17 protein-coding genes are annotated in these 18,880 nt (G+C 64.6%); 1 reads left to right on the top strand and 16 read right to left on the bottom strand.

Annotated elements, in window-relative coordinates; genetic code table 11:
• Positions 1–3: 3 nt before the first annotated feature.
• The 9 genes from ACVJ19_RS19460 to miaA all read right to left on the bottom strand — a co-directional run bounded on the left by ACVJ19_RS19460 (position 4) and on the right by miaA (position 11,864).
• Entirely contained in the window at positions 4–3,387 is a 3,384-nt protein-coding gene (locus tag ACVJ19_RS19460) for a bifunctional diguanylate cyclase/phosphodiesterase (protein WP_453950625.1), read from the bottom strand.
• A gap of 337 nt (positions 3,388–3,724) precedes the next feature.
• Positions 3,725–4,744 (bottom strand): ketol-acid reductoisomerase, encoded by a 1,020-nt coding sequence (gene ilvC, locus ACVJ19_RS19455; RefSeq protein ID WP_060735242.1) that lies wholly within the window; start codon positions 4,742–4,744, stop codon positions 3,725–3,727.
• A 133-nt stretch (positions 4,745–4,877) separates the two neighbouring features.
• Complete coding sequence (locus ACVJ19_RS19450) at positions 4,878–5,480, bottom strand: LysE family translocator (RefSeq protein WP_453950624.1); 603 nt, start codon at positions 5,478–5,480, stop codon at positions 4,878–4,880.
• Positions 5,481–5,487: 7 nt separating this feature from the next.
• Positions 5,488–6,363 carry an EamA family transporter gene (locus tag ACVJ19_RS19445; RefSeq protein ID WP_453950623.1) on the bottom strand — a complete coding sequence of 292 codons (876 nt, stop codon included), beginning with the start codon at positions 6,361–6,363 and terminating at the stop codon, positions 5,488–5,490.
• A 49-nt stretch (positions 6,364–6,412) separates the two neighbouring features.
• Complete coding sequence (locus tag ACVJ19_RS19440) at positions 6,413–7,108, bottom strand: class I SAM-dependent methyltransferase (RefSeq protein WP_453950622.1); 696 nt, start codon at positions 7,106–7,108, stop codon at positions 6,413–6,415.
• A gap of 3 nt (positions 7,109–7,111) precedes the next feature.
• Complete coding sequence (ilvN, locus tag ACVJ19_RS19435; RefSeq protein WP_018640841.1) at positions 7,112–7,654, bottom strand: acetolactate synthase small subunit; 543 nt, start codon at positions 7,652–7,654, stop codon at positions 7,112–7,114.
• 23 nt (positions 7,655–7,677) lie between these two features.
• A complete protein-coding gene (locus tag ACVJ19_RS19430) occupies positions 7,678–8,649 on the bottom strand; it encodes a threonine dehydratase (protein ID WP_453950621.1) in 972 nt (323 codons plus the stop codon).
• A 4-nt stretch (positions 8,650–8,653) separates the two neighbouring features.
• Entirely contained in the window at positions 8,654–10,429 is a 1,776-nt protein-coding gene (locus tag ACVJ19_RS19425; RefSeq protein ID WP_453950620.1) for an acetolactate synthase 3 large subunit, read from the bottom strand.
• Between the two features lie 493 nt (positions 10,430–10,922).
• On the bottom strand, positions 10,923–11,864 hold the full coding sequence (miaA, locus tag ACVJ19_RS19420; RefSeq protein WP_453950619.1) for a tRNA (adenosine(37)-N6)-dimethylallyltransferase MiaA: 942 nt from the start codon (positions 11,862–11,864) through the stop codon (positions 10,923–10,925).
• Between the two features lie 11 nt (positions 11,865–11,875).
• On the opposite strand from miaA, the gene serB reads away from it, so the two are divergent.
• Positions 11,876–12,781, top strand: a complete 906-nt coding sequence (serB, locus tag ACVJ19_RS19415) for a phosphoserine phosphatase SerB (RefSeq protein ID WP_453950618.1) — start codon at positions 11,876–11,878, stop codon at positions 12,779–12,781.
• 115 nt (positions 12,782–12,896) lie between these two features.
• Here the strand turns inward: serB and ACVJ19_RS19410 are convergent, their stop codons facing one another.
• The 7 genes from ACVJ19_RS19410 to ACVJ19_RS19380 all read right to left on the bottom strand — a co-directional run bounded on the left by ACVJ19_RS19410 (position 12,897) and on the right by ACVJ19_RS19380 (position 18,811).
• Positions 12,897–14,408: a Do family serine endopeptidase gene (locus tag ACVJ19_RS19410; protein ID WP_453950617.1), complete on the bottom strand. Its 1,512-nt coding sequence runs from the start codon at positions 14,406–14,408 to the stop codon at positions 12,897–12,899.
• Between the two features lie 143 nt (positions 14,409–14,551).
• Complete coding sequence (locus ACVJ19_RS19405; RefSeq protein ID WP_453950616.1) at positions 14,552–14,758, bottom strand: DUF2065 domain-containing protein; 207 nt, start codon at positions 14,756–14,758, stop codon at positions 14,552–14,554.
• A 71-nt stretch (positions 14,759–14,829) separates the two neighbouring features.
• On the bottom strand, positions 14,830–15,726 hold the full coding sequence (gene hflC, locus ACVJ19_RS19400; RefSeq protein ID WP_453950615.1) for a protease modulator HflC: 897 nt from the start codon (positions 15,724–15,726) through the stop codon (positions 14,830–14,832).
• Positions 15,723–16,865, bottom strand: a complete 1,143-nt coding sequence (gene hflK / locus ACVJ19_RS19395) for an FtsH protease activity modulator HflK (RefSeq protein WP_212339547.1) — start codon at positions 16,863–16,865, stop codon at positions 15,723–15,725. The genes hflC and hflK overlap by 4 nt, the downstream gene beginning before the upstream one ends.
• A 153-nt stretch (positions 16,866–17,018) precedes the next feature.
• The gene (locus ACVJ19_RS19390; RefSeq protein ID WP_453950614.1) at positions 17,019–17,531 is read right to left on the bottom strand and encodes a dihydrofolate reductase; all 513 of its coding nucleotides are present in this window, start codon (positions 17,529–17,531) and stop codon (positions 17,019–17,021) included.
• Positions 17,531–18,016 carry an N-acetyltransferase family protein gene (locus ACVJ19_RS19385; protein ID WP_453950613.1) on the bottom strand — a complete coding sequence of 162 codons (486 nt, stop codon included), beginning with the start codon at positions 18,014–18,016 and terminating at the stop codon, positions 17,531–17,533. The genes ACVJ19_RS19390 and ACVJ19_RS19385 overlap by 1 nt, the downstream gene beginning before the upstream one ends.
• A complete protein-coding gene (locus tag ACVJ19_RS19380) occupies positions 18,017–18,811 on the bottom strand; it encodes a thymidylate synthase (RefSeq protein ID WP_014493053.1) in 795 nt (264 codons plus the stop codon). It abuts the gene before it with no gap.
• Between the last annotated feature and the right edge of the window lie 69 nt (positions 18,812–18,880).

Genomic DNA, 18,880 nt, shown 5'->3' with positions numbered 1-18,880 from the left:
AGATCACGCGACGTTTTGCGCCGGCACCGGCGCATCGAAGCAGATTTCGGAGTTCGGCACGGGTCGCCCGAACAGGTATCCCTGGACGAAGTTCACGCCCGCCGCTTGCAGAGCCTCGAACTGAGCGACGGTCTCGACCCCCTTGCCCACCGTGGCGACATCGAGACCGTGCGCCAAAGCCACGGCGGAGGCGACGACCGCCGCGCAATCCCTTCGTGTCGTGCAGCCCTGCACGATCGCCCGGTCGATCTTGAACTTGTCGAACGGGAAACTCTGGAGGTAGCTCCCCGCGGAATAGCCCACACCGCAATTGTCGAGGACGACGCCGACACCGAGGTTCTTCAATTGCCGGACCGTGAGCAGATGAGTCGCCAGATTCCCGTCCAGGAGCGCAGAGTCCGGTATTTCGAGCTCGAGCCGCTCCGGCGACAATCCCGATTCAACCAGCGCGCACAGGACGACGTCCAGTATGTTACCCCGGTGAAACTGGGCGGCACTCATGTTGACGGCGACCCGGATGTGTGGCGGCCAGGCCGCCGCGTCCAGGCAGGCCTGCCGCAAGATCCATTCACCGAGCGGCAACATCAGTCCGGCCTGCTCCGCGATACCAAGGAACTCCAAAGGCGCCAGCATGCCCTTCGACGGGTGATGCCAGCGCACGAAGCATTCCAGGCCCGTCATCTTGCGCGTTCGAACATCGATGACCGGCTGGTAGTGCAGCTCCAGCTCGTCGCGAGCCATTGCCTCCCGCAGCTCACCTTCCATCGACTTCTGTGTGTCGGCAGCTTCCGTCATCTCGGGCTGGAAGATGCGAAAATCGTTTCGGCCGGCGGATTTCGTCGCGTAAAGCGCGACGTCCGCCTTCTGCAGCAAGGTGTCCGCGTCGACGCCGTGCTCCGGCGCGAAGGCAATTCCGACGCTGGTGCCGACACTGACGCGATTGCCGTCCAGATCGAAGGGTTGATCGATCAGCTCGATGATTCTCAGCGCCAGCGCGATCGCGCCTTCGCTCTGATTTTTCTCGTTCTCCTGGATGATCGCGAATTCGTCGCCGCCGAGGCGGGCCAGCACGTCAGTGTCCCGCAGCGACGACCCCAGCCGCCGCGCGACCTCGACCAGCAGCTGGTCGCCTGCAGCGTGACCGAGCGTATCGTTGACGATCTTGAACCTGTCGAGATCCAGCATCAGGACGGTGAATGTCGTGCCGTGGCGCTGCAACCGCTTTGCAGCTTCGTCCAGTTTTTCGGAGAACACTGCGCGGTTCGCAAGACCCGTGAGAAGGTCGTGTTGCGCCAGATATGCGATGCGTTTCTCGCTTCTCGCTCGCTCGGTAATGTCCTCGTGGGTCGTGAGCCAGCCGCCATCGGGCATCATGTGACGCGCGATCGCGACCACCCTGCCGTCGGCAAGTTCCCGGATCTCGCTGAGCTGCTTCACGTTCTGGGTGAGATAGACATCCGGCGCGACGTCGACGAAATGCGTGCCTTGCTCGCGACGATACTCGAGAATCTGCGCCAGCTTCGTTCCGGGCCTGATCCGACCGGGGTCAATGTGGTAGATCTCGCTGTAGCGCGCGTTCGACACCACGATCCGCTGGTCCGCATCGAACATGCAGAGCCCCTGGGACATGTTGTTCAGCGCGGCGTCGAAGCGCATGTTGATCGCCTGGAGCTCCGCGGCCTTCTGAGCCAGCATTTGCTCGCCACGTTTCTGCTCAGTGACGTCTTCGTGCGTCGCCACCCAGCCACCATCCGGCAGCGGCTTGCGCTGGATCAGGATCTGGCGCTGGTCCTTCAGCGCATACTCCTGTTGCCGCTGGGTCGGCATGATCTGGATATGCTGGGCGACCGTTAGCGAGCTCGTTTCGCCACGATCCGCATAGTGCTGCAATATCCGGTGCAGCGGCGTGCCCGGCTGCACCAGATCGTCCGGCAGATCGTACATCTGCTGGTAGCGGCTGTTGGAGACGACCAGGTTCTTGTCGGCATCAAACAGGCACAGGCCCTGATTCATGTTGTTGATCGCGACATCGAACCGCGCATTGATGAGCTTCAGCTCGGCGGCATTTTCGGCCAGCAGGATCTCGCCTCGCCGCTTCTCGGTGATGTCCTGATGGGTCGCGACCCAGCCGCCATCGGCCATGGGCGTGCGCAGGATCGAGATCATCCGGCCGTCGCCAAGCGTGAGGATCCGTGGCGCCCGGTGCTTTGCGCCTTCGAGAAAATCCTCCACGTCGAGCTCGGCTCCCCTCGCCTTGTAGTCGCCCACGATGCTGCTGAGTGGCGTTCCAGGTTCGACCTGCGCCTTCGTGAGACCATACATCTCGCGATAGCGGCTGTTGGCGACCAGCAGCCGCTCGTCGGCGTCGAACATGCTGAGCCCATGCGGCATGTTGCTCAGGGCTGCATCGAACCGGGCACCCGCAGCCGCAAGCGCATTGGTTTGCCGCCGAAGCAGGAGTGTGCCGATCAGAATGATGGCGACGATCGCGACAGCCAGCGGACCAAACGTGTAGAGATGCCGATACCATGGCTGCAACACGTGGCTGCGCGAGTAAGTCACCGCCAAAACCAGCGGCAGGCCGGACACGGCCTTGTAGCCTGCAATGCGCCCGATGCCGTCGATGGGGCTCACGAGCTCGTATGAACCCGTCTCGGAGACCGGCAGATACCGGGTAAACAGCGGGCCGCCGGCGACCGACATGCCCACGGCATCCTTCTGTTCCGGTACGCGCGCGAGGATCCGTCCGCCGCGATGGAACAGAACCACCGAGCCGTCTGCGCCGAGGTCGATCTTGCGGTAGATCTTCAGCAGGAAGGATTGATCCAGCGGCGCAGTCACCACGCCGGCAAAGCTCCCATCCGGATTGTTCAAGCGGCGTGACGCCGCAGTGAACCATTTGTCGCCGGTTGCCGAGCGAAAGGGTGGCGCAACGAACAACCCGGTGCCGGCGCCATCGCGCTGCGCGATGAAGTGCGGCATGTCGGAGATGTTGCTACGCGGCAGCGCGTGATCGTAGGAATGCGCGATGACCGCTCCGAATGCATCGGTCCAGCCGACCGCGACCAGAATCGACGAGCTCTTGACCAGTTGACGCAACGCGAGATTGGACGCACCGCGCTCGGCGTATCTTCCCGACAAGGCGTCCTTGCGGATCGCCTGCGCCTCGAGCAGCACACGATCGATGTCTTCGAAAGTCACCGCAGCATGCTCGGCCAGAATGGCCGAGAGATTGAGAGTGTCGGTCTTCGCTAGTGCGATCGCCTCGCGATAGCGGATACCCGAGTCGACGAGGAACAGGGTGACGACGACAAGCGAAAACACCGAGCCCAGGACCGTGACGGACGATCCCGGCGATCCGGTCAACCTTCGCCAAGCGTTCAGCATTGTCCATCTGCGGTACGAGCAATGGCTCACCATCGCTCGGTCGCGCTAAGATTTGGTTGATCGGGCCGTTGCAATTCGACTCCGTACGTACTGGTACGGGAATTACGTCAGCAATAGTGTCCTAATACTCGGAGGGTACTGGAAAGCGCCCTATACTCCCGTGCGAAACCGAAGCCGGTTTCAGCAGGAGCAAGCCGCGCGCATGGTCGGCAAAATCGCGCCGGGCAGGTCGAACGCTTGCCTCACCGTGCCATTGCCGGGGCAAGCTCAAGAAAACGAATAGGATTGAGGTCCGGGGACGCAACCTCGTCACGTCCCCGGAACAACGGCGGTACCGTCAGTTCTTGCTCTTGTCGACCAGCGCGCCCTTCTTGATCCAGGGCATCATGTCGCGGAGCTTGGCGCCGACTTCCTCGATCGGGTGTGCGGCGAGCTTGGCGCGGGTCGCCTTGAACGAGGTCTGGTTGACCTTGTTCTCGAGCATCCAGTCGCGGGCGAACTTGCCGCCCTGGATGTCGGCCAGAACCTTGCGCATCTCCTTCTTGGTCTCGTCGGTGATGATGCGCGGACCGGTGACGTACTCGCCGTACTCTGCGGTGTTGGAGATCGAGTAGTTCATGTTGGCGATGCCGCCTTCATAGATCAGGTCGACGATCAGCTTCACTTCGTGCAGGCACTCGAAATAGGCCATCTCGGGCGCGTAGCCGGCTTCGACCAGGGTCTCGTAGCCGCCCTTGATCAGCTCGACCAGGCCGCCGCAGAGCACCACCTGCTCGCCGAACAGGTCGGTCTCGCACTCTTCCTTGAAGGTGGTCTCGATGATGCCGGCGCGGCCACCGCCGACAGCCGAGGCGTAGGACAGGCCGAGGTCGTGGGCGTTGCCCGAGACGTCCTTGGCGATCGCGATCAGGCAGGGCACGCCGCCGCCGCGCTGATACTCGGAGCGCACGGTGTGGCCGGGGCCCTTCGGCGCGATCATCAGCACGTCGAGGTCGGCGCGCGGATCGAGCAGGTTGAAGTGGACGTTGAGGCCGTGCGCGAACACGAGGGCAGCGCCCTTCTTCATGTTGTCGTGCAGGTGCTCGCGATAGATGTCGCCCTGGAGTTCGTCCGGGGTCAGCATCATGACGAGGTCAGCCCATTTGGCGGCCTCGGCGACTTCCATCACCTTGAAGCCGGCGGCTTCCGCCTTTTTCACCGAGCCCGAGTCCTTGCGCAGCGCAATGGCGACTTCCTTGACGCCGGAGTCCTTCAGGTTGAGCGCATGGGCGTGGCCCTGGCTGCCATAGCCGACGATGGCGACCTTCTTGCCCTTGATCAGGTTCAGGTCGGCGTCGCGATCGTAATAAACACGCATAGGTCGTTTCCTCGTTCAGGGCCGAAATCGGCCGATGGTCAATGTCCGAAGGGTGAAATTTGCGGATTTCGGGGGCTGTCTAGAGCATTTTCAGCCCTGAGGGAAACCCGTTTCTGCATGGAAATCCGCGACATCATGCATCCATGAAAACGGGGTAGAGGGAGGCCAGCAGCAGGATCGCCATCAGGATATTGAAGGCGCGGACCAGCCGCTCGGAGGTCAGGATCGGCCGCAATGCGGTGCCGAACAGCGCCCAGACCACGGTCGAGACCGTGCCGACGAGCAGGCTGATCAGGGTCTGGATCACGATGTTGATGGGAAACTGGGCAATCGCCGCGTAGGCGGTGATGGTGCCGATCACGATCACCCAGCCCTTGGCGTTGATCCATTGGAACATGGCCGCGCCCCAGAAGGTCATCGGGCCGCGACCATCTTCCTCGCCCGGCTTGGTCGGACCGGACATGGCGATCACCGCGGCAAGATAGATCAGGTAGACCGCACCGGCATATTTCAGAATGGTCTGGAGGATCGGATAGGCTAGGAACACGGTGCCGAGCCCGAGGCCGACGGTGGCGACCATGAAGGCAAAGCCGATGACGATGCCGACGATGTGCGGGATGGTGCGGCGGAAGCCATAGGTCAGGCCCGAGGACAGCAGCATGATGTTGTTCGGCCCGGGCGTGAAGTACATCACCACCATGAAGGCGAGGAAGGCGTAGAACAGCGAATAGGCCATGTTCACCTCACGCGGCCTTCGGCAGGACTTGCGGGCGCTTCGCCAGCACCATCACGGCGATACCGCCGATCACGGTCAGCATGCCGGCGAGGCGCAGCGGGCCGAACCGTTCGCCGAACACGATGCTGGAGGCGGCGGAGCCGACGAACGGCACCAGCAGCGCGAACGGTACCACCTGGGCCGCGGGATAGTCGCGCAAGAGGCGGCCCCACAGCCAATAGGCGATGCTGGTGGAAATGCCGCCGAGCATCAGCATGCAGAGAACCGATGCGAGCGAGATGTGCGTCAGCGACGTCCAGGTCGACCCCGGCCCGTTGGCGATCAGCGCCAGCACGAACAGCGGCACGGCCGAGACGAGGCACAGCCAGGCGAACAGGTCGAACATCGGCACGCCGCGGGCGCCGCGCAGCAGCAGATTGCCGACGGCAAAGCTGACCGGCGAGATCATCAGCACCGCAAAGGCGGCAACGCTGAAATCATAGCCGACGGTGCCGCAGATCATCAAAAGGCCGGCCGCGGCGATGACGACGCCCAGCGTCTGCATCGGTGTCGGCCGCTCACCGAATGCGAGCGCGGCAAAGCCGATCGTGAACAGTGCCTGACTCTGCACGACGACGCTGGTCAGGCCCACCGGCACGCCGTGGGCGATACCGTAGGCCTGCGACAGGAACTGACCGAGGAACAGTGTGAAGCTGATCGCGATCAACAACGACCAGGCGACCTTCGGCTTGGGAATGAACAGGCACGGCACCGCAGCGATCGTAAAGCGCAACGCCGTCATCAGCTCCGGCGAAAGCTCGTCGAGCGCGATCCGGCTCGCCACGAAGGCAAGCCCCCAGATGATCGCCACCATGACGGCGATGAGGATGTCGGCCGGCTTCATTGTTGTTTCCGGTTCTGCTTTGTCGTGCAGCCCTGTTTGTTGTTCTTGTCTAGCCTTGCTCGCCGGCTTTCGGTTTCCGCAGCAGATACGTGCCGTGCATCGGTGCGTGGTAGTCAGCCGAGATCAGCGTGAAGCCGACGTCGGTCAGCATCCGCTCCATCACCCAGCCGAAGGTGGAATATTCGTCGCGCATATGCGTCACCACGCCCTCGCGCGAGAAATCGTGATTCTTGATCTGGAAGTCGGCCCATTGCTCGACGTCGCGCTCGACGGCGTCAGGCATCGACGCATAGACGATGTCGCGCAGGTAAAAGCTCGCACCCGGCTTCAGCGCGCGATAGATCCGCGACATCGCCACCACCTTCCAGAAATCCGGCAGGTGGTGCAGCGTGAATTCACTGACGATGAGGTCATAGGATTCCGGACGGTAGGCGAAGCTGAGCAGGCCGGCGGACTGGGTGCGCACGGGCGCCTTACGGTCCCGTGCGTAGATCTCGGCGAGCGCCAGCATCGCCGGCGAAATGTCGATGGCGTCGACCTCGGCGCCCATCAGCGCCGCTTCGGTGGCGAGCACGCCGTTACCGCAGCCGATGTCGGCGATGCGCCAGCCGCGCTGGGCCCCGAGCATTTTCAGCGCGGCGCGCGCCCGCAGATCGGCATCGTCATGGTTGTCGTAGATCGACGCCACCGCGGGCTCGATCCCCATCCGGTTCCGCTCGTTGTAGTACCAGTCGCGCGCCAGCATGGTTCACATCCCTTCAGGCCCGCGACCGATCGCGGCAACACCCGTGCGCGACACCTCGACAAGGCCGAGCGGGCGCATCAAATCGATATATTGATTGATCTTGTCCGTATTGCCTGTGATCTCGAACACAAAGCTCTCGGTCGTGGCATCGATCACCCGGGCGCGGAACGCATCCGCCAGCCTGAGCGCCTCGACGCGGTGCTCGCCCTGGCCGCGCACCTTCACCATCGCCAGTTCGCGCTCGATCGAGCGCTTGGTCTGGGTCATGTCGACGACCTGGTAGACCGGGATCATGCGGTCGAGCTGGTTCTTGATCTGCGCGATGACCATCGGCGTGCCCGTGGTGACGATGGTGATGCGCGACAGATGCTTCTGGGCCTCGGTCTCCGAGACCGTGAGGCTCTCGATGTTGTAGCCGCGCCCCGAGAACAGGCCGATGACGCGCGCAAGCACGCCCGGCTCGTTCTGCACGAGCACCGCAAGCGTGTGCGTCTCGTTGGGATCGTGGCGGTCCTCGATGAAGTAGGCGGATGCGGGCTGGTTCATGGTCGTCCCCTCTTGTCTCTCCATCACGCCATCGCTGGCGCGTCCGTCCCGACCCAACGGCGGAACAGATCGAAATCGATATTGCCGCCGGACAGCACGAGACCGACGCGCTTGCCCTTCAGCTTGCTCTTTTCCTGCAGCGCCGCGGCAAGCGCGGCGGCACCGGCGCCTTCGGCGAGATTGTGCGTATCGGTCCAGTAGGCGCGGATTGCGGCCGCGACCTCGTCGTCGGTGACCTGGACAATGCGCGAGGCGCCCTTGCGGATCAGCGCGAACGCATCCGCGTCTGGAATGCGCGTCGCCATGCCGTCGGCGCGCGTATTGCTGGTCTCGGTCGTCACGATCTCACCGGCCGCGAACGACAGCGCATAGGACGGCGCCTCCGTCGACTGGACGCCGACGATCTCGGTCTTCAGGCCGAGCAGGTCGCGCGCCATGATGCAGCCGCAGATGCCGGAGCCCTGCCCGATCGGCACGTAGAGAACATCGAGATCTGGCGCGGACCGAAACAGCTCGAGTGCGTAGGTTGCAACACCCAACACGAGGTCGGGGTGAAACGACGGCACCATATGGAGCCCGGCGAACTGCGCGCGGCGCTCGGCTTCCTCGCGCGCAGCCTGAAAGTCCTCGCCATGCTCGACCAGGTCGGCGCCAAAGGCCGTCATGGCCCGGTTCTTCTCGACCGAGTTGCCGCGCGGCACGTAGATCACGGCGGGTACGCCGTGGCGGCTCGCGGCAAAGGCCAGGCTCTGGCCGTGATTGCCGCGCGTCGCCGAGATGATGCCTGATGTCTTCGGCCGCTCGCGCTTCAGCCGTTCCAGATAGACGAGCCCGCCGCGCACCTTGAAGGCGCCGATCGGCGTGTGGTTCTCGTGCTTGACCACGACCTCGGTGCCGAGGCGCTCAGCGAGCAGCGGCCAGCCGCGCGCCGGTGTTGCCGGCACCGCCTGCCCCACGATCGCATGTGCGCGCTCGAGCTCCCTCAGGTCGAACATGGCCTCACACCAGCGCCTTGCCGCCGGCGAACGCCTTGGCGGTCGCCTCGTCGTTGGCCTGCTCCGGCAGCAGCATCTCGTTATGCGCCTTGCCGGAGGGGATCATCGGGAAGCAGTTTTCGAGCGCGGCGACGCGGCAGTCGAACAGCACCGGGCGCTTGACCGAGATCATCTCCTGGATCGCGCCATCGAGATCGCCCGGCTTGTGCACCTGGAGGCCGACGCCGCCATAGGCTTCCGCGAGCTTGACGAAATCCGGCAGCGCCTCCGAGTAGGAATGCGACAGCCGGTTGCCGTGCAGCAGCTGCTGCCACTGGCGCACCATGCCCATGTACTGGTTGTTGAGGATGAAGATCTTGATCGGCAGCTCGTACTGAACCGCCGTCGACATCTCCTGCATCGTCATCTGCACCGAGGCGTCGCCCGCGATGTCGATCACGAGGCTGTCCGGATGCGCCACCTGCACGCCGACCGCGGCCGGCAGGCCGTAGCCCATGGTGCCGAGACCGCCCGAGGTCATCCAGCGATGCGGCTCCTCGAAGCCGTAGAACTGCGCCGCCCACATCTGATGCTGGCCAACCTCGGTCGTGATGTAGGTATCCTTGCCGCGCGTCGCCTCGAACAGGCTCTGGATCGCGTGCTGCGGCAGGATCACGTCGTTGCTCTTCTTGTAATAGAGCGAGTTGCGGGCGCGCCATTGCGCGATCTGCTGCCACCACGACTTGATGTCCGGCTTCTTCGCCTCCGCCTTGAACACCTGGAGGATGTCGCCGAGGATGTTGCCGCAATCGCCGATGATCGGCACGTCGACGCGGATGTTCTTGTTGATCGAGGACGGATCGATGTCGATGTGGATCTTCTTCGAGCCCGGCGAGAACGCATCGACGCGGCCGGTGATGCGGTCGTCGAAGCGCGCGCCGACGCACAGCATGACGTCGCAATCATGCATCGTCATGTTGGCCTCGTAGGTGCCGTGCATGCCGAGCATGCCGAGCCAGTTCTTGCCCGAGGCCGGATAGGCGCCGAGGCCCATCAGCGTCGAGGTGATCGGAAAACCGGTGACCTCGACCAGTTCGCGCAGCAGCCTGGTGGCCTCGGGGCCGGAGTTGATCACGCCGCCGCCGCTGTAGATCACGGGACGCTTGGCATTCGCGAGCAGCGCCACGGCCTTGCGGATCTGCGTCGCATCGCCCTTCACGCGCGGCGCGTAGGACCGGTGCACGTCGGACTTGCGCGGCGGATGATAGGTGCCGGTCGCGAACTGCACGTCTTTCGGCACGTCGACCAGCACCGGACCCGGACGGCCCGAGGTCGCGACATAGAAGGCCTCGTGCAGCACCTTTGCGAGGTCGTTGACATCGCGCACCAGCCAATTGTGCTTGGTGCAGGGCCGCGTGATACCGACGGTGTCGCATTCCTGGAAGGCGTCGTTGCCGATCAGATGCGTCGGCACCTGGCCGGAGATGCAGACCAGCGGGATCGAGTCCATCAGCGCGTCCGTCAGCGGCGTCACCATGTTGGTGGCGCCGGGGCCGGAGGTCACCAGCGCAACGCCGGGCCTGCCGGTCGAGCGCGCATAGCCCTCGGCGGCGTGGCCCGCGCCCTGCTCGTGACGGACCAGGATGTGCTGGACCTGGCTCTGCTGGAAGATCTCGTCGTAGATCGGAAGCACCGCGCCGCCGGGATAGCCGAAAATGTCGGTCACGCCGTGATCGATGAGCGCGCGGACGATCATCGCGGCGCCGGTCATCTGGTTCGGATCGTGGCTCTTGTCGCTCATTGGCTTGCTCCGGATGCGCTGTTGTCAGCGGCTTCGTTCTGGGTTCGGGAAATAAAAAAGGCCCCGAAGAGGGCCCATGCACACCGCCTGTCTTGTGGATGGCAGCTAGCCATCCCCGGCGGTGTGCCTGGGTACGACGGCGATAAGGAGTTTGGTAATAATGTTACGCATGGCAGGCGCCTGGCTTCCCAAAGGTTGCGCGAAACATAGCGGCCAAAGCCCGGATGTCAAGGCAATGCGGCCGTTCCCGCGCAATTTTGGCAGTGTAGCGGTGTTCCCAGGGTTCGGCGAGAGGTAAAATCGGGAACCCGGCACAAATGCGCGTCACCAGGCCGCTCGTCATTCCGGGGCGATGCGAAGCATCGAGCCCGGAATCCATAGCCACAGGCCGAGTTGGGTGGCGAGATGGTGGCCAATAGCCGTCGCCACATGAGCGCTTGGGGGTATGGATTCCGGGCTCGCGCTACGCGCGCTCCGGAATGACGACCGAGGGCTACCTCTCGTCTCCGGCCGCGCTGACGATCGCCGCCAGCCAGCCCCTCGCCTCCTCCGGCTTCACCCACTCGAATTCCGGCAATTGGTGCCGGAACCAGGTGAACTGGCGCTTGGCGTAGTGGCGGGTGTCGGCGCGGCCGATCGTGGCGGCCTCGTCCAGGCTGAGCTCACCGCGCAAATGCCGGATCAGGGCCGGCACGCCGTGGGCCTTCATCGCCGGCAGCAGCGGATCGAGACCGCGAGCGGCGAGCCGCTCGACCTCCCTCAGGGCGCCGGCACCCAGCATGGCATCGAAGCGGGCGTCGATGCGGGCATAGAGGTCGTCGCGCTCGGGAGCGAGGAATACCGCGCGAAAACTGTCCCTGGGCAACAGCGGCGGCTGGCCCTCCTGGTGCCAGTCGAGCAGCGAGCGCCCGGTCGCTTCGACCACTTCGAGCGCACGGGCGATGCGGGTGCGGTCGCGCAGGTTCAAGCGCTCGACCGCGCGCGGATCGCGGGCAGCGAGTTCCGCATGCAGCGCCTCGACGCCGTTCCGCTCCAGCCGCGCCCGCACGTCCTCGCGCACCTCGGCGGGGATTGGCGGCACCACGGAAAGGCCCGCCGTCAGTGCCTTGAAATAGAGCCCGGTGCCGCCGATGAAGATCGGCAGCCGGCCTTCGGCCCGCGCCTCCTCGAGCGCCTTCGCCGCGTCAGCAACCCAGGCTCCGGCCGAGAAATTGACGGCCGCATCGACATGGCCGTAGAGGCGATGCGGAACGCGCGCCTCATCGCCATGGGTCGGGCGTGCCGTGATGATGCGGAGATCGCGATAGACCTGCATGGAATCCGCGTTGATGACGGTGCCGCTTGCGCCGAGGGCAAGCTCGAGCGCCAGCGCCGACTTGCCGCTGGCGGTCGGGCCTGCGATAAGCACGGCCTTGCTCGAATGCCCCTCGCTCACGAAAACCTCAAATGTCCCTCGTCGCCACGCTGATCTGCAACCCTGACAATCCTGCGCTCGACTCTACCATCGTCGACGGCGCCCGCGCCGTGCTGCCTCAGGCCGCTCCCGCGCACTGGCTGTTCGACGGGGTTGCGGCCGACATTCCCTTCGGAGCCGACAGTAACCTCGAAGGCGACCGTCACGCCATCGAGCAGCGGCTCCGCGAGCTTCGCGGCGACCTGCCCATCGACATCGTCGTGCAGCCTGCCGGCTTCCGGCGCAAGAAGCTTTTTCTCGCCGACATGGATTCCACCATGATCGGCCAGGAATGCATCGACGAGCTCGCCGACCTGGTCGGGATGAAGGCCCATGTCGCAGGCATCACCGAACGGGCGATGCGCGGCGAGATCGAGTTCGAGCCGGCGCTGCGCGAGCGCGTCGCGCTGCTGAAGGGCCTCCCCGCCAGTGTGGTCGACGAGGTGCTGGACAAGCGCATCACGCTGACGCCGGGCGGCCGTGAGCTGGTCGCGACCATGCGCGCGCACGGCGCCTATACCTGCCTCGTCTCCGGCGGCTTCACGCTGTTCACGAGCGCGGTCGCCGTCAAGATCGGTTTCCAGGAGAACCGCGCCAACGAATTGATCGTCCGCGACGGCAAGTTCACCGGCGAGGTCAAGGAGCCGATTTTGGGCCGCGCCGCCAAGCTGGCGACGCTGGTGGATCTGATGGAGTCGTTCGATCTCGACGACGTCGACTCGGTCGTGGTCGGCGACGGCGCCAATGATCTCGCGATGATCCAGGCGGCAGGGCTGGGCGTGGCGTATCATGCCAAGCCGGCTGTGGCGGCGGCCGCAGCTGCAAGGATCGACCACGGCGATCTCACCGCACTGCTCTATGCGCAGGGGTATCGGCGCGACGAGTTCGTGGAGGACTGACAATCGTCGTTCCGGGATGGTGCGAAGCACCAGACCTCAGGTGCGCAATTGCGCACCGGGGAACCTCGAGATTCCGGGTTCGATGCTTCGCATCGCCCCGGAATGACGGATGAAGTTACTGCACGCTCAGCGCCACAAACCGCAGCTCGCCGTCGGCGTTCGAGACCAGCAGCAGCACCGACTTCTTGCCGTCCTTCTTGAGCTGGTCGACGCGCTTCTGGATGTCGGCACCGCTGGAGACGGCTTCCTGCGCCACCTCGACGATGACGTCGCCGGCAGAGAGGCGCTTTTCGGCGGCATCCGAATTGGCGTCGACATTGGTGACGACCACGCCCTTGACGCTGTCCTTGATCTTGTAGCGCGTGCGCAGGTCCTTGCTCAGCGCCGCGAGATCGAGACCGAGCGCCTTCTGCGTCACCGGCTTCTCGGGCGCCGGCTCGTCGGTCTTCACCGCGGCCTGCACCTTCTCGGGATCCTGCAGGCGGCCGAGCGTGACCTTCTTGGTCTCTTCCTGGCCCTTGCGGATGATGACGACATCGACCTCCTTGCCGACCGCGGTGTCGGCGACGACGCGGGACAGGTCCTTCGGGTCCTTGACGTCCTTGCCGTCGAACTTGACGACGACGTCGCCGGGCTCAATGCCGGCGGGCTTGGCCGGGCCCTTGTCATCGACGCCGGCAACCAGTGCGCCGCGCGGCGGCTTGATGTTGAGGCTTTCGGCAATCTCGTCGGTGACGCTCTGGATGCGCACCCCTAACCAGCCGCGACGCAGCTCGCCGAACTGGCGGAGCTGGTCGACGACGCCCGCAACCGTCTTCGACGGCACGGCGAAGCCGATGCCGATCGAGCCGCCGGAGGGCGAGATGATCAGGGTGTTGACGCCGATGACATCGCCTTCGAGGTTGAACAGCGGGCCGCCGGAATTGCCGCGGTTGATGGCGGCGTCGGTCTGGATATAGCTGTCATAGGGACCGGAAGAGATGTCGCGGTTCTTGGCCGAGACGATGCCGGCGGTCACCGTTCCCCCCAGGCTGAACGGATTGCCGATCGCGACCACCCAGTCGCCGAGGCGCAGCTTGTCGCTATCGCCGAACTTCACCGCGACCAGCGGCTTGGTCGGCTTGAACTTCAGCACCGCGAGGTCGGTCTTCTTGTCGACACCGACCAGCTCCGCCTTGATCTTGGTGCCGTCGTTGAGGATGACGTTGATCTCGTCGGCATCCGCGATGACGTGGTTGTTGGTGACGACGACGCCTGACGTATCGATGATGAAGCCGCTTCCGAGCGAGTTGGTCTTGCGCGGCGGCTGGCTGCTGCCGCTGTCGCCGCCCTTGCTGCCGCCACCGGGGCCCCTGCGGTTCTTGAAGAAGTCGTCGAAGAACTCCTCGAAGGGTGAGCCGGGCGGCAGCTGCGGCATGGTGTTGGCACCGCCCTTGGCCTCGACGGTCTGCGAGGTCGAGATGTTGACGACCGCGTCGATCACCTTCTCGGCAACGTCGGCGATGCCCTCCGGCCCGCGCGCCTGAGCTGGGGTGCCGAGCGCACCGAAGGCACTGATGGCGAGCGCGGCCAGCCCAATTCGCACACCATGGCGCAAGCGGGTCGGGGCAATGATGGCAGCGGTCATTGTGATCTCCAGAGAACTAGAATTCGGCGCCAGACTGCGCTCGAACGGGGGCACGGCGCAAGCGCGGACCTTAACGGGTCTCAAGACCCGGATAATATGGCGAAAACCGGCGTCTCGCCTTCACTTTGGCGTTGGCTCTGCGGCTAAACCGGACGGCGCATCACCCAGATCAGGATCAGGCCGGCGACGGCCGAAGCGATCCCGACGGCCCGCAGGACGTGGTCGGGAGTGGCCATCGCACTCTTCATGGCCTTGCGCATCCAGTTTGGACTTGCCGCAAACATCAAGCCTTCCAGCACGAACAGGATGCCTAAGCCGATGAGGAAGTCGGCGAACGCAATGGACCTCATCGGATTGGAACCTCCCGTAGCGCTGTTCTTGTCTGGACGAAGGGCGGCCAGATCGGCCGCCCTTGTCTAGCTTACGGCTTCGCCGGCGTCTCGGTCGCCGTCTTGCCGGCCGGGTTACCGAAAAACCGGAAGAAATCCGATTCCGGCCGCAGCAGGAAGCGGGTGTCGTTCGCACGCAGCCCGTTCTCATACGCCGTCATCGACCGGTAGAAGGCGAAAAAGTCTGCGTCCTTGCTGTAGGCCTCGGCGAACAGGCGGTTGCGCTCGGCATCGCCCGCGCCGCGGGTCTGCTCGGCCTGCGAATTGGCTTCCGCGACGATCACGGTCGCCTCGCGGTCGGCCTTGGAGCGGATCTCCTGCGCCTTCTGGCCGCCCTGCGCGCGGAACTCGGCCGCCTCGCGCTCACGCTCGGTCTTCATGCGCAGATAGACCGCCTGGCTGTTCTGCTCCGGCAGGTCGGCGCGCCGGATGCGGACGTCCACCACCTGGATGCCGTAACCGTCGGCCTCGCGATCGAGCTGGTCGCGGATGCGCAGCATCAGCTTCTCGCGGTCGTCGCGCACCACGTTGATGAAGGTGACCTCGCCGAGCACGCGGCGCAGCGCCGCGTTCAGGAGCGTGGTGAGCTGGATGTTGGCAGCCTGGATCGAGCCGACGCTCTGATAGAAGCGCAGCGCGTCCTTGATGCGGTAGCGCGCGAAGGCATCGACCACGAGCCGCTTCTGGTCGGAGGCGATCGCTTCCTGCGACGGGTTCTCCAGATCGAGGATCCGCTTGTCGATGTTGATCACCGAATTCCATGGCGCCTTGAAGTGCAGGCCGGGGGCGGTGACGACGTCGACGGGCTTGCCGAACTGCAGCACGATGGTCTGTTCGGTCTGTTGCACCGTGAACAGCGACATGTAGCCGACGATCACGACGAGCAGGAGGCCGAGCAGCGTGACGATACCTGTGACCGGAGACCTCATCGGCTGCCTCCGCTCGAGGTCTGACCGGTGGTAGGCGGCCGCTTGGTCGTCAGTTCGTTGAGAGGCAGGAAGGGCACGACGCCCTGGCCCGAGGGACCGCCGTCATAGACGAGCTTGTCGGCACCGCCGAGCACGCGCTCCATCGTCTCGAGATAGATCCGTTCACGCGTCACGTCGGGCGCCTTCTTGTATTCCTCGTAAACCTTCAGGAAGCGCGCGCTCTGGCCCTTGGCCTCGGCGATCGCCTGTTCCCTGTAGCCTTCGGCGGCCTGCTGGATCTGCGCCGCACGACCGCGGGCCTGCGGTACCACCTGGTTGGCATAGGTCTGCGCTTCGTTCTGCAACTGCTCGAGATTGGCGCGCGCCGCCTGCACGTCGCGGAAAGCGTCGATCACCTGCGCCGGCGGATCGACCTTCTGCATCTGCACCTGGGTGACGAGAATGCCGGCGCCGTAGCTGTCGAGCGTCCTCTGGATCAACTCCTGCACGCCCTGCTCGATCGTGTTGCGGGCGCCGGTCAGGATCGGCTGGATCTGCGAGCGGCCGATCACTTCGCGCATCGCGCTCTCGGCCACCGCCTTCACGGTGCCTTCCGGGTTCTGGATGTTGAACAGGAAGTCGCCGACACCGCCGGCATCGGGCTTGATCCGCCAGAGCACGGTGAAGTCGACATCGACGATGTTCTCGTCACCGGTGAGCATCAGGCTCTCTTCCGGCACGTCACGGATGGAGCGGCCGCGCCGCGCCGGATCGTCAATCAGGGTCATGCCGATGGAGGTGGTGTTGACGCGCAGCGCCTTCGGCAGCAGCACGGTCTCGATCGGATAGGGCAGATGATAATTCAGGCCGGGGTCCACGGTGCGGACATGCTTGCCGAAGCGCAGCACGACGCCGCGCTCTTCGGACTGCACGCGGAAGAAGCCCGACAGCAGCCAGAATGCGATGATGAGCAGGATGATCAGCGTGATGCCGACGCCGGAGAAATAGCCCCCCGGCATGATCTGCTGCAGGCGGTCCTGGCCGCGCCGGAGAAGGTCTTCCAGATCCGGCGGCCTCGGCCCGACCGGTTGCGGGCCTGAGCCCCATGGTCCTTTCGGACCCGAGCCCCATGGGCCACCGCCCTGATTCTTCCACGGCATTCGACGCTCTCCTCGGCAGGGTGGAATTGCCCCCGCCCGCTTTGTCCGGTCCGGCTTTATAGGGGACAGGCAGGTCCCTTACAACGCAGCCTTGGCTGCCTTTCGAGCTAAGCTCGGGGGCAGAAAAGTCAACGTTAACATTGGCGAATGCGGTTAATGACCCGCCCGCCGACGATATGTCACATAGGAGAAGTCGGCGCTGTCGTCGGGGCCGGCAGGATGACGGATGCGCCCCACCTCATCCCACTCTGCCTTGCCGATGTCGAAATGCGTGTCGCCGTCGGGCCGCGCATGCACTTCGGTGATTTCGAGGCGATCGGCGCGATCGAGCCATTGCCGAAAGATCTCGGCGCCGCCGATCACCGCGACCTCAGTGACCGAACGCCGCAGGGCATCGCCGCGCGCAACTGCGTCTGCGTCCGCCGCCGATGTCGTGACGATGGCGCCCGCGGCGCGATAGTCCGCATCGCGCGTGATGACGATATTGGTGCGGCCCGGCAGGGGACGGCGGGGCAGGGATTCGAAGGTCTTGCGGCCCATGATGACGGGCTTGCCGATCGTGAGCGCCTTGAAGCGCGCCATGTCGGATTTCAAGCGCCACGGGATCGCGTTGCCGGCGCCGATGACGCCATTTTCCGCAATCGCGACGACGAAGACGATCTCCATCAGGACGTGCTCCCGGCAAGCCGCCTCAGCGCAGGACCGGTGACGCGGCACAGCGTCCAGTCGTCCATCATGACGGCGCCCAGCGACTTGTAGAACGCGATCGACGGCGTGTTCCAGTCGAGCACGGCCCATTGCAGGCGCGACCAGCCGTTGTCGACGCACTCCCGGGCGAGATAGACCAGCAGCGCCTTGCCAAGGCCCCTGCCCCGATGCGACGGCCGCACATAGAGGTCTTCGAGATAGATGCCGTGGCGGCCGCTGAAGGTGGAGAAATTGGCGAACCAGACCGCAAAGCCGACCGGCTCGCCGTTCCACTCGGCGATCGCGCAATAGAGCTGCGGCCTCTCGCCGAACAGCGCCTCCGCGATGTCGGCCTCGGTCGCCTCGACCTCGTGCGACAGCTTTTCGTATTCGGCGAGCTCGCGGATGAAGGAGAGAACGAGACCGGCTTCGCCCGGGCGCGCGCGGCGAATATTCAGTGACATCTAGACCGCAACTTCCGCCTTGATGTGCGGATGCGGATCGTAGCCGACGAGCTCGAAATCCTCGTAACGGAAGGAGAAGATGTCCTTCACATCGGGATTGATCCGCATCACCGGCAGCGCGCGTGGCGCGCGCGTGAGCTGGAGCCGCGCCTGCTCCAGATGGTTGGAGTAGAGATGGGTGTCGCCGAGCGAGTGCACGAAGTCGCCGGGCTTCAGGCCGGTGACCTGCGCGACCATCATGGTGAGCAGCGCATAAGAGGCGATATTGAAGGGCACACCGAGGAAGACGTCGGCCGAGCGCTGATAGAGCTGGCACGACAGCTTGCCGTTGGCGACATAGAACTGGAACAGCAGGTGGCAGGGCGGCAGCGCCATCTTCTCGACGTCGGCCGGATTCCAGGCGGTGACGATCAGCCGGCGGGAATCCGGGGTGCGCTTGATCATGTCGATGACATTGGCGATCTGGTCGATGCTGCGCCCGTCGGCCGTGGGCCAGGAGCGCCATTGATGGCCGTACACCGGCCCGAGATCGCCATTGGCGTCCGCCCACTCGTCCCAGATGGTGACGCCGTTGTCGCGCAGATATTTGATGTTGGTGTCGCCCTTCAGGAACCACAGCAGCTCATGCACGATGGCCTTCAGCGGCAGCCGCTTGGTGGTCAGCATCGGGAAGCCGGCCGACAGGTTGAAGCGCATCTGATGGCCGAACACCGACAGCGTGCCGGTGCCGGTCCGGTCGGTCTTCTCGGCGCCGTCTGAGAGAATCCGCTCGAGCAGGTCCTGATATTGGTGCATGTGCGATAGTGCCTTTGGGGAAGCGGCGAACTTAACGGCCACCCCCGCGCTGCGACAGCGGCGATTCGC

The organism is Bradyrhizobium sp. USDA 376, from assembly GCF_054063675.1.
This window is presented reverse-complemented; position numbering and strand designations above follow the sequence as displayed.

Bases quoted from the DNA above. Each gene is read 5' to 3' on its own strand.
- ACVJ19_RS19445 (WP_453950623.1), bottom strand. From the start codon at position 6,363: ATGAAGCCGGCCGACATCCTCATCGCCGTCATGGTGGCGATCATCTGG.
- ACVJ19_RS19380 (WP_014493053.1), bottom strand. From the start codon at position 18,811: ATGCACCAATATCAGGACCTGCTCGAGCGGATTCTCTCAGACGGCGCC.
- ACVJ19_RS19460 (WP_453950625.1), bottom strand. From the start codon at position 3,387: ATGCTGAACGCTTGGCGAAGGTTGACCGGATCGCCGGGATCGTCCGTC.
- ilvN (WP_018640841.1), bottom strand. From the start codon at position 7,654: ATGAACCAGCCCGCATCCGCCTACTTCATCGAGGACCGCCACGATCCC.
- ACVJ19_RS19430 (WP_453950621.1), bottom strand. From the start codon at position 8,649: ATGTTCGACCTGAGGGAGCTCGAGCGCGCACATGCGATCGTGGGGCAG.
- ACVJ19_RS19410 (WP_453950617.1), bottom strand. From the start codon at position 14,408: ATGACCGCTGCCATCATTGCCCCGACCCGCTTGCGCCATGGTGTGCGA.
- ACVJ19_RS19405 (WP_453950616.1), bottom strand. From the start codon at position 14,758: ATGAGGTCCATTGCGTTCGCCGACTTCCTCATCGGCTTAGGCATCCTG.
- hflK (WP_212339547.1), bottom strand. From the start codon at position 16,865: ATGCCGTGGAAGAATCAGGGCGGTGGCCCATGGGGCTCGGGTCCGAAA.
- hflC (WP_453950615.1), bottom strand. From the start codon at position 15,726: ATGAGGTCTCCGGTCACAGGTATCGTCACGCTGCTCGGCCTCCTGCTC.
- ACVJ19_RS19425 (WP_453950620.1), bottom strand. From the start codon at position 10,429: ATGAGCGACAAGAGCCACGATCCGAACCAGATGACCGGCGCCGCGATG.
- ACVJ19_RS19390 (WP_453950614.1), bottom strand. From the start codon at position 17,531: ATGGAGATCGTCTTCGTCGTCGCGATTGCGGAAAATGGCGTCATCGGC.
- ACVJ19_RS19385 (WP_453950613.1), bottom strand. From the start codon at position 18,016: ATGTCACTGAATATTCGCCGCGCGCGCCCGGGCGAAGCCGGTCTCGTT.
- serB (WP_453950618.1), top strand. From the start codon at position 11,876: ATGTCCCTCGTCGCCACGCTGATCTGCAACCCTGACAATCCTGCGCTC.
- ilvC (WP_060735242.1), bottom strand. From the start codon at position 4,744: ATGCGTGTTTATTACGATCGCGACGCCGACCTGAACCTGATCAAGGGC.
- ACVJ19_RS19450 (WP_453950624.1), bottom strand. From the start codon at position 5,480: ATGGCCTATTCGCTGTTCTACGCCTTCCTCGCCTTCATGGTGGTGATG.
- ACVJ19_RS19440 (WP_453950622.1), bottom strand. From the start codon at position 7,108: ATGCTGGCGCGCGACTGGTACTACAACGAGCGGAACCGGATGGGGATC.